Annotated in this window: 15 protein-coding genes; 1 reads left to right on the forward strand and 14 read right to left on the reverse strand. The window is 37.0% G+C overall.

What is annotated here, in order from left to right; all coding sequences use genetic code 11:
• Window positions 1–10 precede the first annotated feature (10 nt).
• Entirely contained in the window at window positions 11–1,297 is a 1,287-nt protein-coding gene (locus tag A3H37_02125; GenBank protein OGL50622.1) for a sodium:proton antiporter, read from the forward strand.
• A gap of 83 nt (window positions 1,298–1,380) precedes the next feature.
• Here the strand turns inward: A3H37_02125 and A3H37_02130 are convergent, their stop codons facing one another.
• The 14 genes from A3H37_02130 to A3H37_02195 all read right to left on the reverse strand — a co-directional run.
• Window positions 1,381–2,595, reverse strand: coding sequence for a glycosyl transferase family 1 (locus A3H37_02130; protein ID OGL50623.1), 1,215 nt, complete (start codon window positions 2,593–2,595; stop codon window positions 1,381–1,383).
• Between the two features lies 1 nt (window position 2,596).
• Window positions 2,597–3,268: a hypothetical protein gene (locus A3H37_02135; protein ID OGL50624.1), complete on the reverse strand. Its 672-nt coding sequence runs from the start codon at window positions 3,266–3,268 to the stop codon at window positions 2,597–2,599.
• A 5-nt stretch (window positions 3,269–3,273) separates the two neighbouring features.
• Window positions 3,274–4,071, reverse strand: a complete 798-nt coding sequence (locus tag A3H37_02140) for a trehalose-phosphatase (protein OGL50625.1) — start codon at window positions 4,069–4,071, stop codon at window positions 3,274–3,276.
• 15 nt (window positions 4,072–4,086) lie between these two features.
• Window positions 4,087–5,496, reverse strand: a complete 1,410-nt coding sequence (locus A3H37_02145; protein ID OGL50641.1) for a trehalose-6-phosphate synthase — start codon at window positions 5,494–5,496, stop codon at window positions 4,087–4,089.
• Window positions 5,497–6,862: 1,366 nt separating this feature from the next.
• Window positions 6,863–7,954, reverse strand: a complete 1,092-nt coding sequence (locus tag A3H37_02150) for a protein-export membrane protein SecF (GenBank protein ID OGL50626.1) — start codon at window positions 7,952–7,954, stop codon at window positions 6,863–6,865.
• 167 nt (window positions 7,955–8,121) lie between these two features.
• The gene (locus A3H37_02155; GenBank protein ID OGL50627.1) at window positions 8,122–9,672 is read right to left on the reverse strand and encodes a protein-export membrane protein SecD; all 1,551 of its coding nucleotides are present in this window, start codon (window positions 9,670–9,672) and stop codon (window positions 8,122–8,124) included.
• Between the two features lie 52 nt (window positions 9,673–9,724).
• The gene (locus A3H37_02160) at window positions 9,725–10,045 is read right to left on the reverse strand and encodes a preprotein translocase subunit YajC (protein OGL50642.1); all 321 of its coding nucleotides are present in this window, start codon (window positions 10,043–10,045) and stop codon (window positions 9,725–9,727) included.
• 138 nt (window positions 10,046–10,183) lie between these two features.
• A complete protein-coding gene (locus A3H37_02165; protein ID OGL50628.1) occupies window positions 10,184–11,299 on the reverse strand; it encodes a tRNA guanosine(34) transglycosylase Tgt in 1,116 nt (371 codons plus the stop codon).
• 290 nt (window positions 11,300–11,589) lie between these two features.
• Entirely contained in the window at window positions 11,590–12,681 is a 1,092-nt protein-coding gene (locus A3H37_02170; GenBank protein ID OGL50629.1) for a tRNA preQ1(34) S-adenosylmethionine ribosyltransferase-isomerase QueA, read from the reverse strand.
• A 308-nt stretch (window positions 12,682–12,989) separates the two neighbouring features.
• Window positions 12,990–13,208, reverse strand: coding sequence for a hypothetical protein (locus tag A3H37_02175; protein ID OGL50630.1), 219 nt, complete (start codon window positions 13,206–13,208; stop codon window positions 12,990–12,992).
• Window positions 13,209–13,241: 33 nt separating this feature from the next.
• Window positions 13,242–13,601, reverse strand: coding sequence for a hypothetical protein (locus A3H37_02180; GenBank protein OGL50631.1), 360 nt, complete (start codon window positions 13,599–13,601; stop codon window positions 13,242–13,244).
• A complete protein-coding gene (locus A3H37_02185; GenBank protein ID OGL50632.1) occupies window positions 13,601–13,822 on the reverse strand; it encodes an antitoxin in 222 nt (73 codons plus the stop codon). The genes A3H37_02180 and A3H37_02185 overlap by 1 nt, the downstream gene beginning before the upstream one ends.
• Before the next feature lie 75 nt (window positions 13,823–13,897).
• Entirely contained in the window at window positions 13,898–14,443 is a 546-nt protein-coding gene (locus tag A3H37_02190; protein ID OGL50633.1) for a hypothetical protein, read from the reverse strand.
• A 201-nt stretch (window positions 14,444–14,644) separates the two neighbouring features.
• Window positions 14,645–16,355 (reverse strand): carbon starvation protein CstA (locus A3H37_02195; GenBank protein OGL50634.1); only part of this gene is annotated, 1,711 nt, incomplete at its 5' end.

Here is a 16,355-nt window from a genome sequence, read left to right on the forward strand (position 1 = left end):
GATAAATATAATGGAAAATGTTACAATAATTCCTGTTAATCCTTTGATGATTTTCCCTTTTGTTTTTCTCCTCCTTTCCATAGCAGTTATTCCTTTAATCAATAAGCACTGGTGGGAAAGGAATTATCCTGTTTTTTCTTTTGGATTGGGGTTTGTTGCAATTATTTATTATATTTTTTTTCTAAAAAATAGTGCCAGAATGGTACACACAGGACTGGAGTATATCAGTTTTATCACCCTAATTGGCTCTCTTTTTGTTGTCGCAGGTGGTATCCATATTAATATAAAGGGACAGTCAACACCACACGCAAATGTAATTATGTTATCTATTGGTGCGCTCGTTTCAAATGTTTTGGGAACAACAGGAGCATCAGTGCTCCTTATAAGGCCATATCTAAAGGTAAATAAGTATCGTCTTACAAGTTACCATGTTGTTTTTTTCATTTTTATTGTGAGTAACATTGGAGGAGCCCTTACCCCAATAGGCGACCCTCCTTTATTTCTTGGATACTTAAAGGGGGTCCCTTTCTTTTGGGTAATTAATAAGGTTTGGTCTGCCTGGCTTTTGGCTATAAGTTTACTACTTATAATTTTTTACTTAATTGATTATCGCTATTATATAAGAGTTAAAGAAAAACTTAGAGAAGAGGTCGAATTTAAAGGCGAAGAAACCCATGTTTTAGGTCTTTATAATATCTTATTCCTCATTCTCATCCTCATAGCAGTTTTTATTAATAAACCCGTATTATTAAGGGAATCTATTATGGCAGGCGCTGCAATTTGTTCATATTTTACAACAAGAAAAGAAATACACGAAAGGAATAAGTTTAATTTTATTCCCATAAAGGAAGTTGCAATTCTTTTTGCTGGAATTTTTGCAACAATGGTCCCCTGCCTTGACTGGCTTCAGATTAATGCAGGAAAACTTGGGATAGAAACTCCCGGGCAATTTTTCTGGGGGACAGGTATTTTGTCAGGTGTTTTAGACAATGCTCCTACATATCTTAATTTTTTAAGTGCATCATTTGGGTTGCATGACCTTCAACTTGATAACCAGACACATATGGTAATATTTCTTGAACAGCACTGGAAATATCTTCAGGCTATTTCAGTGGCTGCTGTCTTCTTTGGCGCAATTACATACATAGGTAACGGACCTAATTTTATGGTTAAATCAATCTCTGAGCAGGAAGGTGTTCATTGTCCAAGCTTTTTTGGATATATCATAAAATATTCTTTGCCAATTTTGGTACCGATTTTTGCATTTATATGGCTTCTATTTTTCAGGGTTAACTAAAAAATTAGATACAGTTAAATATTTTGCCCAAGATAAAATCATAAATATCCATCCGCTTATTTTCACCTAACAATCCCTTTTAATTATAAATGAACCACGTCTTCTGGATGATACAGCGAAAGAAACAAAAGCATATACTCTCTAAGGTGGCGCGTAAGCAAAAAGTTATTTTTTATATGCTCCTTGCCATTTTCGCCTAATTTCTTAGAATATTCTGAGCTATTGAGTAATTGTTTAATGGCAAAAGCAGCTCCCTCAATTGAATGACAAAGTAATCCAGAATATTTATGTTTTATCTGTAAAGGAATCCCTCCGACATTGGAGGCAACCACTGGCTTTGCCTTCCAAAGGGCTTCGGCAACAGTTAAGCCAAAGCCTTCTTTCAGAGATTTCTGTATAATAATAGTTGATGCTCTCTGTAACGCGTTTACTTCAATATCGCTATGAAACAAGAGTAAAACGTGTATATCTTTGTCTTGCTCAGCCTTTTCCCGCACTTCTTCAAGGACTTTTATCCCTTCGGGGTCATCTTCTGCAGTGCCGCCGGCCAATACAAGCTGGCAATCAATATATTTTTTAACCTGTCTATAAGCCTCTATGACTCCAACAGGATCTTTTAAGTGATCAAAGCGAGAGATTTGCGTAAGTATAGGTTTATTCTTGAGGATCCCATACTTTTTCAATACTGAGTCTATAATTTCAGGAGATAATTCCTTATTTTTATCACTCAATGGATCAATAGAAGGAGAAATCAAAAATTGTCTTATTGGTAGGACCGCTTGTGAAAAAGTTGGAACGGAAAATACTGCTGAATCGTAATTAACAATAAAATCCATTAAAAATTTCCATACCTTTTGATTAGGATTTGATACATCTACATGACAACGCCAGATCCACTTGTTATTGGATTTCTTCCTTATCAAGGCTATCGGCTGTGGGTCATGCACAAAAACAATTTCACCATAAGTGTTTACTTCCTCTATATTTTTTTGGCTCGTTTCCATAAAGATATCAAAATCGCGCTGCGTTATTTCTTCAACCCTGCCATGCAGGGCGTTGTGGAATTTTTTGGTTACCTCAAAAAACTGCTCTCCGCCTTTTATCACATCCCATCTTGAATCAATGCCGAGTTCTTTTAATAGCGGAACCATGCGGTTTAATATTTCTGCGACACCCCCACCAACAGATGTAGAATTGATGTGTTGAATAATCTTACCCTCCAACCTCTGCGCAAGAAGTCTTAAATCATCTACAACTGATTGGCCAACGATAGGGATATATTCATCTAATTTTGCCATATCACTTAGCTATTCTATTTTCTATCATATTTATGAGGGCACTCCTTAATCCTTCAAGGGTATGGGTGTAAGGATCAAGCCTTGCGATTTCGTAAGCTAATTCTTTATCGCCAATAGAGTTTTCTATCCAGTTGGAAAAATCACTGTTGTTTCTTTCCAGTCTTAAGCGCGCTTCAAAAACATGAAAATATATGGAATCGATAGTAACTTTTCTTAAGATATCTACAAATTCTTTCAAATTATAAACAACATAACTTGTAGGCAATATAAAGCTTACCGATTTGACAAAATGAAACTCTTCACCCTCCCAGACGAATTTTAACTTAGCCAAAGCATTGTTCTTTAGATAGTCCTCAATGGTTTCTGCAATTTTGTCTCGAAGACTACGAATAGTTGAATATTGGACAGTATCGATACTGGCTAGTTTCTCGCCAAGCTCATCTTCGCCAAGTAACTCAGTAACCCAGTAGGCAAAATCATTAGGTGGTTCTGGAGAAAGGTATTGATGCTCCTGTAAAAATCTATGCGTATGATGATAAATAGAAGAGTCTGAAACCTCTTTGATAAGGTCTAATAATTGACCTAAGGTAGTAGCTCTTAATCCGGTCAGTTCTGACAAATGTAGCCTTGTGTAAAATCTAAACGGTTCTTTGGCTCTTATTAAATCTTTCATTTTCTTTAATTTTTACATAAACATAAAATCTTTTTTAAAAACTCAAAGACTTCCTGAGTATCTTTTAGATAATATTTTGCCTGCGAATTTTTTGGCTTTCCTATGTATATAGTCAATCCTTTATTTTTTAACATATCAAAGGCATCTTCGTCGGTTACATCATCACCAAGATAAATGGGCATAATCGGATGGTCGCCTAAAATAAATGTCTGTCTTGCAAGAAGCCACGCTACTGCCATGCCTTTGTTCCATTGCACCGGCGGTTTTATATCTATAACCTTCTTCCCATAACTAACCTTTATCTTATTTCTTGCTAAGAATGGTTGAATAACCTCTTCAATTATTTTCTTGGCTAATAAATAGCTGCTTCTGGTAGCCAAGCGATAATGAACACTTAGTGTCACATCTTTATCCTCTACAAATATGCCTTTTATTTTTGACAACTTATCAGTTAATTCCTCTTTTAAATTTCTTATAATTGAAAACAACTGAGATGAAATCTGGCTTTCAAACTTTATCTTAGACCCTCCTATTTCTAATCCGTGATTTCCTACATAAATAATCCTTTTTAAACCAACCATTCTTTTTATATCTTTTAATGCCCTTCCACTGATAATTCCTACGCTACATCCTTGCTTAGTTGACAAATCCCTTAGAAGATTTCGCATATCCCAGGAAATAGCTGCCTTATCCGGCTGTTCTACAATAGGAGTCAGGGTGCCATCATAATCTATAAAAAGGTAGATGTGCCTATTAATGAAATCTTCCCTCAGCTCATCCCACTTGCTAAATAAATATTTCATATATTCAATAAACTTTTAGTCTTTTTTCAATGCGGTTAATTCGGTAATAATATTTCCTGCCCAGCGGTAAACATTATTTTCCTTTACAATATTCCGCATATTCTCCATCCGTTTTAATTTTTCATTAACTGGCATTTCTATGGCAAGCTTTATAGCATCAGCAAATTCTTCTATAGAATATGGATTTATCTGTATGGCATCAATCAATTCTCTGGAAGCTCCAGTAAAACAGCTTAATATCAATGCTCCTTTTAAATCAATTTTTGACGCAACATATTCCTTAGCCACTAAGTTCATTCCATCGTGCAAGGAGCTTACAATGCAGAAATCAGCAAGGGCATAAAACGGCTTAATTTCTTCAGGGGAAAAATGCCTTTTCAGATATATTATTGGCTTCCAGTTTCCATCAGCGTACTTCCAGTTCTTCTTTTCTATCAGTTCATCTATTTCTCCAATTAAATCATGATAGCGTTTTATATGGGTACGACTTGGGGCGCCCAATTGTATGTAAACAAATTTATTTTTATATTGAGGGTTCTTTTCCAAAAACCTGTCTATGGCTAATATGCGCTCTATTATACCTTTGGTATAATCAATTCTTTCAACACCTATGCCAATTATTTTATCTTCTACTTCAAATTCTTTAAGAATCTTGTTTGCCTGTTCAGTTTTCATTTCAGAAGCACCATTACTAAAGTAACCGTCTATACTTATAGGGAATGCCCTTATAAATGTCTCTTTGCCGTAGCGTATTACGCTAAATCTTTCTGTGTCTATACGAGACTCAAGAAGCCTATTGGCAGTATCCAAAAAATTATTACAATGATATTGAACATGAAAACCTATTAAATCGCAGGCTAACATTCCTTCTAAAATCTCTTCATGGTAAGGGCAGATTGAAAAAACTTCCGGGTTTGGCCATGGAATATGCCAGAATAATGCAATTGTCGTATCCGGGCGTCTCTCTTTTACAAACTTTGCAAGGAGAGTAAAGTGATAATCTTGAATAAATAAAAAGGGATTCTTTGCAGGCAATTCTTCTAAAATACTTTCAGCAAATTTTTGATTTACTCTCTTATACATATGCCAATCTGTTTCTCTAAATATTGGTCTGGTATGAGTAATATGACAAAGAGGCCATAATCCTTCATTTGAAAATCCATAATAATAGCCTTCTTCTTCTTCCTTTGATAGCCAAACTCTTTTGAGAATGTAGCGGTTATCTTCGGGGGGAACTCCCAGCTTATTTTTTGAATTTACAAATTTTCTGTCCGCATTACTACCTCCATGAGCAACCCAAGTTCCGCCACAGGTTCGCACTATGGGGTCTAAGGCAGTTACCACTCCGCTTGCAGGTCGAAGACACTTGAATACCCCTGTAGCTTCATCTATAACATGCATATAAGGTTCTCTGTTTGATACGATAACCAAAGCATTTTCGCCTAATTTAGCATGGATGATATCTTTAAGTTTTGCCTCAGTCCACAACTCTTCTTTCTGAAGACGGGCTGAGGCTTCTTTAGCGACTGCCTTCCGGGCTACCCTTAAACTCAAAGCCACTTGCTCAACTTCACCGGCAAGTTTTCCAAGTTCTCCTTTTTCTTTAATGGAATGAGACGAATCTATTTCCCCCTTTTGAAAACGCTGAAACCATTCGGTCAACTGCTGAACTGGTAGAATAAATATCTGTCGCTGGATTAAAACTGTTATTGAAGCTATCAAAACTATCAAAATGATTAGAGGGATACTTATGCGTTTCCATAACTCTGTCAATCGTGTAAACACATATGAAGTGTCATATATAACCTCAACCAATCCAAGGATATTGTTGCCCTCATCTATGACAGGGAGAATGTAACTATACACTGAATATTCCTTAAATTTTTCTAATTCACCCCGCGGGATTTTATTGTTTATTATATCTTTAAGATAGGGCTTTTCTTTCTGGCTCCAGTCTGAAATTCGCTCGGTAATAGCCAAAATCTGACCATCTTTATCGTAAACAACGCAGCCCTGTAGTCTCTCTCTTTTCTGAAAACTTTCAACCAGACGATTAGCGGTATTTAAATCATTTGAAGTGTCATATATAATCTCTACTAACCCAAGAAGATTGTTTTCATCATCCATAATAGGTAATATATAACTGTATACTGAATACTCTTTAAATCTTTCTAATTCTTCTCGCGGGATTCTGCTGGCTATTATTTCTTTAAGGTAAGGTTTATCTTTTTCTCTCCAATCAGCAATCCATTCATTAATGGCTAAAATACTCTCATCTTTATCATAGATAACACAGCCTTGAAACCTCCCGCGTTTTTGAAAGCTTTTGACTAAACGATTAGCAGATTTTAAATCATTATTGATAAGTATATGCCTAACAGATAATTCAATGCGTTCGGCATCGATCTTAGCTTTTTTTTGAAGGTCATCCAGACTTATAAAAATATGTTTTGCTGACAATTCGAGACTTTCTGCCACTGTCTTAGCTTTTCTTTTTAAATCATCCATCATTCTATCTTCTTCAAAGCGAATCTGAATTATACTGAATATTGTAAAAACAACAGAAACAACAATTAAAATAGGTAAGATAAACAGTAAGACTCGTTTCATCTTATTTTTCCTTTTCTCAGTCGAAATTTACCTGTCTACAGCAGACAGGGATGAGGTCGCTTCTATGAAAAAAAATATCGTAAGATGACAAAAAAGGGTCGCTTTAACCACAACTTTTGTAAAAGCAATGCACTATTACAGCTTTCTAAGCAATATGGAATTTTTCAGAGTAATGCACTAATTATCTTGCCTGCTCCTTTGCATTTGCAAGTTTTGCTTTCACCTGGTGTATCTGTTTTCTTTTGGCGTTTTTTGAAACTTCCAGTCTCTTCCAAATAACCAGTATTGAACTTGCTATATACACAGTTGAGTATGTTCCAGCAATCATTCCCACAAGCAGAGCAAAGGAAAAATCATGTATTATAGGGCCACCAAATATAAATAGCGAAATAACTGCTAAGAGTGTTAACCCAGAAGTCAGAATAGTCCTGCTGAGAGTCTGGTTAAGTGAGGTATTTACTAAGGTCTCATAATCTTCATCTCTTTTCTTAGCCATATTTTCTCTAATCCTATCAAAAATTACAATTGTATCATTAATAGAAAAACCTATAATTGTCAAAATTGCAGCCAAAACAGACAGAGTAAATTCCTTATTTGTAATTGCCAAAAATCCTGCTGTAATTGTCACATCATGAATTAATGCCACAATACCAGCAAATGCCTGCCGCAAGTCAAACCGTATGCATACTGTCAGTGAGGCAACAAGAGCTAAAACTGATAATACGGTTAAATTCACCCATGAGAATGTTGAAAAAACCCATGTCAGAAGAGCAATAACTATAATGGGAATCGCAACTTTATTCTGGAATCTGTATGATATGTAGATTATCATACCAATAATAGAATAAATCAAAGCACTCTGCGCCTTATATCTCAAATCCTCGCCTGCTGCAGGACCAACCATTTCAACTCTTAAAATCTCAAAGTTGGCTTTATTAAATTTTTTACCCAAAGCGTTTGTTATCCGTTCACTTATTTTCCCTGCTTCGCTCAATATTGTTTTTACAAGAACATCCTTTTTATTTCCAACATGCTGAATCTCGCTTTTACCAAGACCAACTTCTCTCAATGCATCTCTTATCTGTACAACCTCTACATCCTTTGTAAATCTTATCTCTACTAAAGTTCCACCGGTAAAATCTATACCGGGATTCAGACCTCCACGAATAAATATAGCAGCTAACCCTATAACAATCAGACATATTGAAACGGATATGAAAATCCATCTTTTTCCTATGAAATTAATATTTATGCCAGGTTTAAAAATCTCCATTATAACTCCTTTTTGCCAATATGTCATTGCGATGGAGCCACCTGCCTGCCGACAGGCAGGCGCTTCCAGAGTTTATCCTGAGCTTATCGAAGGAGTCGCTCGCAATGACAAACGAGGATTATCGCACAATCGCAATGATATTAAAAATTTTTGTTATTCAACATCTTCTAAATACTGAGTTTTGTCATTTTCTTGGATACCAGCCTCATGTCAAAAATTACCCTTGAAACAAATACAGCAGTAAACATGCTGATAATAAGTCCAATACTCAATGTAACGGCAAATCCCTTGACAGGGCCTGTGCCGAACTGAAACAAGACAACTCCTGCAATCAGGGTTGTAACATTGGAATCAAGAATCGTCGCAAATGCCCTTGAAAACCCCATCTGAATAGCAGATTTTATTGTCCTTCCGAGCCGCAATTCCTCTCTTATTCTTTCATATATCAGAACATTGGCATCTACAGCCATACCAAGTGTCAGTGCAATTCCTGCAATACCGGGAAGGGTAAGTGTGAATTTAAAGTATGACATTGCTCCAAGCAAAAGTATTCCATTTAGAAGAAGGGCAAAATTTGCAACAAATCCCGACCACTTGTAGTAAATTACTATAAAGACAACGATTACAAAAAAACCTACAACTGAGGCTACAACTCCAGCCTTAACAGAATCAGCACCAAGCGTAGGACCAACTGTCCTCTCTTCAAGATAGGTTATTTCAGCAGGCAAAGCCCCTGCCCTTAAAATAACAACCAAGTCTTGTGCTTCATCATATGAAAAATTTCCTGTAATTTCCCCCCTGTCAGTTATTTTTGACCTTACAACAGGCGCTGACTGAATCTTTCTATCAAGAACAATTGCAAGTTGCTTTCCGATATTCTCTTCTGTAACCCTGCCAAACGCATTTGCTCCTTCACCATCAAACTCAAAATTTACTGCAGGCATTCCGTTTTCATCCTGCCCAACCCTTGCATCCTTTAAATACCTTCCTGAAACCTGAGCCTCTTTGGTTACGACAAGATATCCCTTGATACCTCCACCATCCTGCTCTCTCAGGTAATAAGGCAAAATCTCAAGGTCATCTGGAAGCTGGTTATTATATTTTTTTAAAATATCTTCAGGGCTTGCGCCTTCTCCCCTGACTATTTTAAATTCCAGAACCCCTCCTGTCTTAATTATCTTTTTAGCCCTTTCAGGGTCATCCAGTCCCGGAAGCTGGATTACAATGCGGTCCTTTCCCTGTGCCTGAATTATTGGTTCGCTTACACCAAATTTATCAACCCTGTTTCTTATTATCTCAATTGCCTGCTGAACAGTAAGGTTCATATAATTATTTGCTATGCTCTGGTCAAAAGAGTAAATTAATTCTGCCTCTTTTTCAGCGCTGAATTTAAGCTCTGAAAAGTTTTTCTTAATAAGGGCTTTTACGTTTTCAATATCGTTTTTATTTAGAAGTTTTATGGAAATGTTTCTATTGCCATCAACCTTTATTTCTGAGGAAGAAAACTTTTTCTCCTCAAGGTTTCTCTTTAGTATGTTTTTCACCCTGACTACCTCGTTATCCAGAGCCTTCTTTGTGTCTACCTGTAAAAGAAGATGAACCCCTCCCTGAAGGTCAAGCCCGAGTTTAATCTTTTCATCCAATGGATAAACAGACCATAGGGACAATGCAACAAGAACTATTATTAGAATAACTTTCCACTGCAAATCTTTTTTCATAGGAACTCCCTATTGCTTTTCTACTATTAAGCTTATCTTATCACGTCACTTTTTATTTCTTTTCTTCCTCTTTTTCTTTTTCTTTTTCTCTAAAAACTGTTTGAATGGCATTTCTTGCAACATCAACCTTAACATTATCAGCAATTTTTACAACAAGAATGTCATCCTTTATCTGGACAACAATACCATATATCCCTCCCTTTGTTAATATCTTATCTCCCCTTGTAATGTTTGAAAGCATTTCCTGTAATTTTTTCTGCTCTCTCTGCTGAGGTCTGATAAGAAGCAAATAGAATAAACCAAAAATCGTCAGCATCATTGCGATAAATGCAAAACTGGAACCCGGGGTCTGCTGCTGACCTCCCGGAGCCATTGCATAGGCTATACCAAACATTATTACCTCCTTTATAACGATTATTCAGACTAAAAAAAGTTACACAGATTTTTAAATTTAATTTGTCTAATCATAATTTTCAAATCATTGCAAATTAATATATCAATTACCATAACATTAAACCAAAACCTTCTCATAGCTTTCTTTATATTTCTTTACCAGGCTGGCTAAGGAATCATTTTCGATTGCGGAACGAATCTCTTTCATCAAAGCCAGATAAAAATGAAGGTTATGAATTGTATTAAGCCTGAAACTCAGAATCTCCTTTGATATATACAGGTGCCTCAGATATGCCAGTGAATAATTCCTGCAGGTATAGCAATTGCAATCAGTGTCTGCAGGGCTTTCATCCTTTGCATATTTTGAGTTTTTTATAACCACTTTTCCTTTGCTTGTAAACAAAGAACCGTTTCTTGCCTGCCTTGTTGGAATTATGCAGTCAAACATATCTATTCCTTTTGCAACTGCATCAATAATATCCTCCGGAGTGCCAACCCCCATAAGGTATCTTGGCTTTTCTTCCGGAAGGTATTGCTCTGTATAATCCACAATATTCCACATAACCTCCTTTGGCTCTCCAACACTCAATCCTCCAATGGCATATCCGGCAAAGCCCATCTCTCCAAGTTCTTCAGCACAGTATTTCCTTAAATCTTCATACATACCGCCCTGAACTATCCCGAATAATGCCCGGTTATTTATCTTTTGCGCTTTCAAGCACCTTAATGCCCATCTGAGGGTCATCTCAGTTGAGTTTTTGCAGTATTCGTATTCTGACGGATATGGTATGCATTCATCAAAAGCCATTATAATATCAGCTCCTATTGCCTCCTGAATCTCTATGGCTTTCTCAGGGGTAATGAAATGGCTTGAGCCATCAATATGCGACTGAAACATGACCCCTTCCTCCTGAATCTTTCTGAACTGGGCAAGGCTGTAAATCTGAAATCCTCCGCTATCAGTAAGTATTGGTCTTTCCCAGTTTATAAACCTGTGCAAGCCTCCAAAGTCTCTTATGAGTTCATGTCCGGGCCTTAGGTAGAGATGATAGGTATTGCTCAGAATGATTTCAGCTCCGGCTTTAATCAGGTCTTCTGAGCATACTGCCTTGACTGTTCCCTGCGTTCCAACAGGCATAAACACAGGCGTCTCTATCCCGCCATGGGGAGTAGATAATTTCCCAAGGCGGGCTTTAGAGCTTTTTTCTTTTTTTAAAACATTAAATTTAAACATAGTTAGTCGTCAATCTCTTGTAGCTTGCCTTAAATGCAAAATTCAAAACCGTAGAAACACACCTTTAGGTGTGTTGTTTTATTTTTTCATCAACAGGTCCCTGCCTACCGGCAGGCAGGTAAAGACCTGTTTCTACATTATCCTCATTCTAAACTCGATCACGCAGGCTACCTGTCTGCCGTTAGGCAGGAAGCCTGCGGCTACTGACTACTATTTACTATCCACTCTACTACATCAAACTCCTAACTTTTTCTTCACTCTGAACTCTTAACTCTCAACTCTGTCGCACTCTATATAATAAACATTGCATCGCCATAGCTGTAGAATCTGTATTCCATTTCAATTGCCTTCCTGTAACAATCCATAATATTTTCAAGCCCGCAAAAAGCTGAGACAAGCATCAGGAGCGTTGATTTTGGAAGATGAAAATTTGTAATCAGAGAATCTATTGCTTTGAATTTAAACCCCGGATATATGAATAAACTCGTTTCTTTTTCCCCTTCTGTGAACTTTCCATATTTTTCTATTTCAGATTCAAGCGTTCTTGCAGTGGTTGTTCCAACAGCAATTATTCTCCTCTTGTCTCTTCTTGCTTTGTTTAGCTTCTCTGCATTATCTGAAGCAATTACATAGCTTTCAGAATCCATTATATGTTCTTTTATATTGCTGACTCTTACTGGCTTAAATGTTCCAAGCCCGACGTGAAGAGTTATGTTTATAATTTCAACTCCTGTTTTTTTTATCCTTTTCAGAAGCTCATCAGAAAAATGAAGTCCTGCTGTTGGCGCTGCAACAGCCCCTCTTTCCCTTGCATATACTGTCTGGTAGCGTTCCCTGTCAGTAAATAGTGAATAGTGAACAGTATTTGGTAAGTACTGTTCACTATTCACTAACAACTTCCTCTTAATATACGGAGGAAGCGGAGGCTCACCAATTCTGTCTAAAATCTCAAAAATATCGTTGCGGGTTTCAAACTCTAAAATTCCCTTCCCGTTTCCGTCTGATTCCCTTATTATTCCTTTTAATTCACCGTTGCCAAAGCAGAGAGTAGCGCCTTTTTTAATCCCCTTATTTGTATTTATCAGAACCTCCCAGATATTTTCTTCTGCTTTACCGTTTTTCCAGTTTTTGAGAAGAAGTATCTCAATCCTGCCTCCGGTATTCTCCTTAACTCCACGAAGCCTTGCAGGAAAAACCTTTGTATCATTAATAACAAGAACATCTGTATTCATCAGAAAATTTGCTATCTTAAAAAAATTTGTATGGATAAGCGAACCTGTATTTCTGTCAAACACCATGAGCTTTGAACTATCCCTTTTTCCAAGTGGATACTGGGCAATTAATTCCTCGTGCAAACTGTAATCAAAATCTGATAACTGCATAATCTATAAACAACTTTAATTAGTTCACTGTAAAAGGTAGAAACAGGTCTTTACAGGTTGACCGAGAATTCAATTTTAATAAAATTGGTCTCAATAGAATCAAACAGTTAGTAAGCCCAAAATTGGCAAAACCGCTATTCTCGGTCAACCTGTTTAGACCTGTTAAATATAAATAACAGACCTAAAGGTCTGTTTCTACAAATTTGCTTTATCCTCTTTTTAGTAAAGCCATTGAGGATTTACCTCTCATTTAACTGTTAGATTTGCTATCATTTGAGAAAGGTAAAAACAAGAAAATAATCTTTTAGTTACTTTCTTCCAAACAGGGAGAATATAATTGTGAGGATAATGCTTATTATTATTGAGGTTGCAAGAGGGAAATAAAAGGTAAAGTTCTTTCTCTCTATCCTGATATCACCCGGAAGCTTTCCAAGAAAAGGAATCTTTGGCAGAAAGGTAATGAGCAAGCCAATTATGACAAGCAGCACTCCTATAAATATCAACATTTTCCCAAAATCAGAAAACAAAACCAATCTCCAAAATATTAATTTAAAAAAAATTCATTTCTTTCTCTTTATTCTAGTTGACGATTTTGAGACAACAACCAATGTTCCTTTTAGCTCAGAAACATCAATGGAAGATAAATAATTTATTACACGATTATAGATTTCTTTGCCTCGCATTCCTTTAGGACGGATGAATATTATCCCGGGAAGAAGGTCTGGAGGAAAACGGAGTATGTTAGAAAAATCCGAATCCATTGATATGATTCCAAAATTGTTTTGAATCGCATAATAATAAATTTTTTCATCATCCTGACCAACTAAAGCAGATGAAGAAACATCTATGCTATCTGGATAAAATTTTAAGAGTGTGTTTTTAATATCAGTTGGAAGATTCTCATCAAGAAGAAATTTCATTATGTAATGGTAGCCTCTTCATAATTCAATAACTCTGCTGCAAAACGAATTCCTTCAAGAATATGTTCTTTGGTTAATTGGGGATATGCTTTCAAAATGTCTTCAATTGTATCACCTGCTCCCATCATTTCTAGAATGATATGAACCGGAATTCTTGTTCCTGCAAAGCAAGGTTTTCCTCCGCAAACTCCTGGCTTTGATTCGATGAATTTAAAATTCATATTATTTTTCCTTTCATCTATATTAAATATATAGCGGTTCTAATTAAAGTGCAACGAAAAATTAGAGTTTGGATTTTAAGCTTTGACATTTGAGATTAACTTATTATGCCTCTCTCTTTCGCTAAAAACACACCCACAATACTTCTGTCTGTACAGCCCCATCTCTTTTGAGACCTTCACACCTTCCTGCCATCCCTGCCTGAAATCCTCATAATAAAATTCTATCCCTAAATCCCTGCCAAGCTCATTCCCAATATCTTTTACAACTTCGTGCTTCATATATATGCTGTAAAGGAGTGATGTGGAAAAGCAGTCGAAGTTCAGTTTCACAGCCTCTTTTGCTGTTTCTTCAAGACGAATTGAATAGCATATTTTGCATCTGTTTTCAATGTCATCATTTATAGATTCAAAAAATTTTGCAATATCATATTGCTCATTATAATAAACCTCAAAACCCACTTTCTCTGAAAATTCTTTAAGAGTATCCATTCTTTTCAAATATTCCTGAAAAGGGTGAATATTAGGATTATAAAAAAATCCCTTTACCTCAAAAGATTCCTCAAGAACTCTCTTGGGGTAAATAGCACATGGTGCGCAACAGATGTGGAGAAGAAGTTTCATATAAAATTTCCCCCTCACCCTAACCCTTGCCTGCCTGCCTGCGGTAGGCAGGCAAGGGGAGAGGGAATTACTTTCTAACCCCTCATTTCCTCACCAGTGAAAGAGAACATAGCCTTTATCACCTTCTCATTGACGGAATGCTCTCTCGAACTTCCCCTCCCTTGACGGGAGGGGATTAAGGGGAGGGTGATATTATTCCCATTAGCAATTAATATCTGGTTTCGGGTTACTTTTAGTAGCCTCCATCTCAGAGCTAACCGCTACAACATCAGCCCCTTTGAAAATTCTGACCCATTTGACAGATGAATCAAAAATTATAACTACAACCAGTGCCATCATTATAGCTGTAATGGCTGTATTCAAATATCCCTGGAAAATTACACTCTGCACATCTGAGTTAAGCAGTAAAGCTATGGAATTAGCTTTATCAGGATTTGTTGAGGGAAGAAAATTATCAAATATAGATTGCCAACCTGCTGTCAGAGTAAGAATAGTCATAAAAACCATTGGCAAAAAGGTTGTCCATGCATATTTAGCTTTGCCCATCCTGATTATGAAAGTGGTCCCGATACAGAGCGCCAGTGTTGCAAGCAACTGGTTTGCAATGCCAAACATGGGCCAGATTGAGGATATACTTCCTGTGTAAATAAAATAAGACCAGCAGAACACAACTACAGCACTTGCCAGCAGATTTCCCGGAAGCCAGTCTGCCTTCCCAAAGGGCTTATAAAAATTTCCTCCAAATTCCTGGAGGAGAAACCGTGCTACTCTTGTCCCTGTATCAACTGTCGTTAATATGAACAATGCTTCAAACATTATTGCAAAGTGATACCAGTATGACATTAACCCCTTCATTCCGGGAATAGATGAAAATATCTGAGCCATGCCAACTGCAAGAGACACAGCACCCCCTGGCCTTCCAGACAACTGCTCTCCGACAACTTTTTCAAGCTCTGGCAGATGGATAATATTAAGCCCCATCTGTTTAAATTTTTCAGGGATTACATTTATTGCAAAATAATCAGATGGCTCAAGAGCACATGCTGCAATAATAGCTATAAGAGCAACAAAGGATTCGGCAAGCATAGCTCCAAAACCAATCAACTTGATATCAGACTCTTTATCAATCATTTTGGGCGTAGTGCCTGAGCTTATCAGGGAATGGAATCCTGAGATTGCCCCACATGCAATTGTTATGAAAACGAACGGAAATACTTTCCCTGGAATAATAGGACCGCCGCCATGGATAAATCCTGTTATAGCTGGCATTTTAAGCTCCGGCATTACACAGGTTACCCCAATAGCTAAAAAAGCAATTGTCCCAATCTTCATAAATGTACATAGATAATCTCTCGGGGCAAGAAGAACCCAGACAGGCAGAATTGAGCCAGTTAAACCATAGATTGCTATGAAGATTGTTATCTCTTTCGGATCAAAGGTAAAATATGGCGCGAGAAAGGAGCCTGGAACCCATTTGCCGAAAATAACAGTTACCGCAAACAAAACTATTCCTATAACAGTTGCCTGTTTAATATGGCCCGGTTTTAACTTATGCATGTAAAATCCCATAAAAAGCGCAATTGGTGTTGTCATAGCTATGATAAATGTACTCCATGGGCTTTCTTTGAGAGCATTAACAACAGCCAGTCCAAGCCCTGCAAGGGCTATGATAATTATAAATAGTATGGCTAATGCAGTGGCAAACCCTGTAACAGGCCCAACTTCTTTTTTTGCAATCTCAGCAAGAGATTTCCCTCCACATCTCACAGAAGCAAAAAGAATTATAAAATCATGGACTGCACCTCCAATAACACCACCAATCAAAATCCACACAGTTCCTGGCAGATATCCAAACTGGGCAGCAAGTACTGGACCAATCAGAGGACCTGCTCCTGCAATGGATGCAAAGTGA

The organism is Candidatus Schekmanbacteria bacterium RIFCSPLOWO2_02_FULL_38_14 (genome assembly GCA_001790855.1).
Classification (GTDB): Bacteria; Schekmanbacteria; GWA2-38-11; order GWA2-38-11; family GWA2-38-11; genus 2-02-FULL-38-14-A.

What these genes read in the sequence shown, in the direction of transcription:
- A3H37_02160 (OGL50642.1), bottom strand. Translation starts at nt 10,045, where the DNA reads ATGGCTCCGGGAGGTCAGCAGCAGACCCCGGGTTCCAGTTTTGCATTT.
- A3H37_02125 (OGL50622.1), top strand. Translation starts at nt 11, where the DNA reads ATGGAAAATGTTACAATAATTCCTGTTAATCCTTTGATGATTTTCCCT.
- A3H37_02140 (OGL50625.1), bottom strand. Translation starts at nt 4,071, where the DNA reads ATGAAATATTTATTTAGCAAGTGGGATGAGCTGAGGGAAGATTTCATT.
- A3H37_02150 (OGL50626.1), bottom strand. Translation starts at nt 7,954, where the DNA reads ATGGAGATTTTTAAACCTGGCATAAATATTAATTTCATAGGAAAAAGA.
- A3H37_02170 (OGL50629.1), bottom strand. Translation starts at nt 12,681, where the DNA reads ATGCAGTTATCAGATTTTGATTACAGTTTGCACGAGGAATTAATTGCC.
- A3H37_02180 (OGL50631.1), bottom strand. Translation starts at nt 13,601, where the DNA reads ATGAAATTTCTTCTTGATGAGAATCTTCCAACTGATATTAAAAACACA.
- A3H37_02185 (OGL50632.1), bottom strand. Translation starts at nt 13,822, where the DNA reads ATGAATTTTAAATTCATCGAATCAAAGCCAGGAGTTTGCGGAGGAAAA.
- A3H37_02155 (OGL50627.1), bottom strand. Translation starts at nt 9,672, where the DNA reads ATGAAAAAAGATTTGCAGTGGAAAGTTATTCTAATAATAGTTCTTGTT.
- A3H37_02190 (OGL50633.1), bottom strand. Translation starts at nt 14,443, where the DNA reads ATGAAACTTCTTCTCCACATCTGTTGCGCACCATGTGCTATTTACCCC.
- A3H37_02165 (OGL50628.1), bottom strand. Translation starts at nt 11,299, where the DNA reads ATGTTTAAATTTAATGTTTTAAAAAAAGAAAAAAGCTCTAAAGCCCGC.
- A3H37_02135 (OGL50624.1), bottom strand. Translation starts at nt 3,268, where the DNA reads ATGAAAGATTTAATAAGAGCCAAAGAACCGTTTAGATTTTACACAAGG.
- A3H37_02130 (OGL50623.1), bottom strand. Translation starts at nt 2,595, where the DNA reads ATGGCAAAATTAGATGAATATATCCCTATCGTTGGCCAATCAGTTGTA.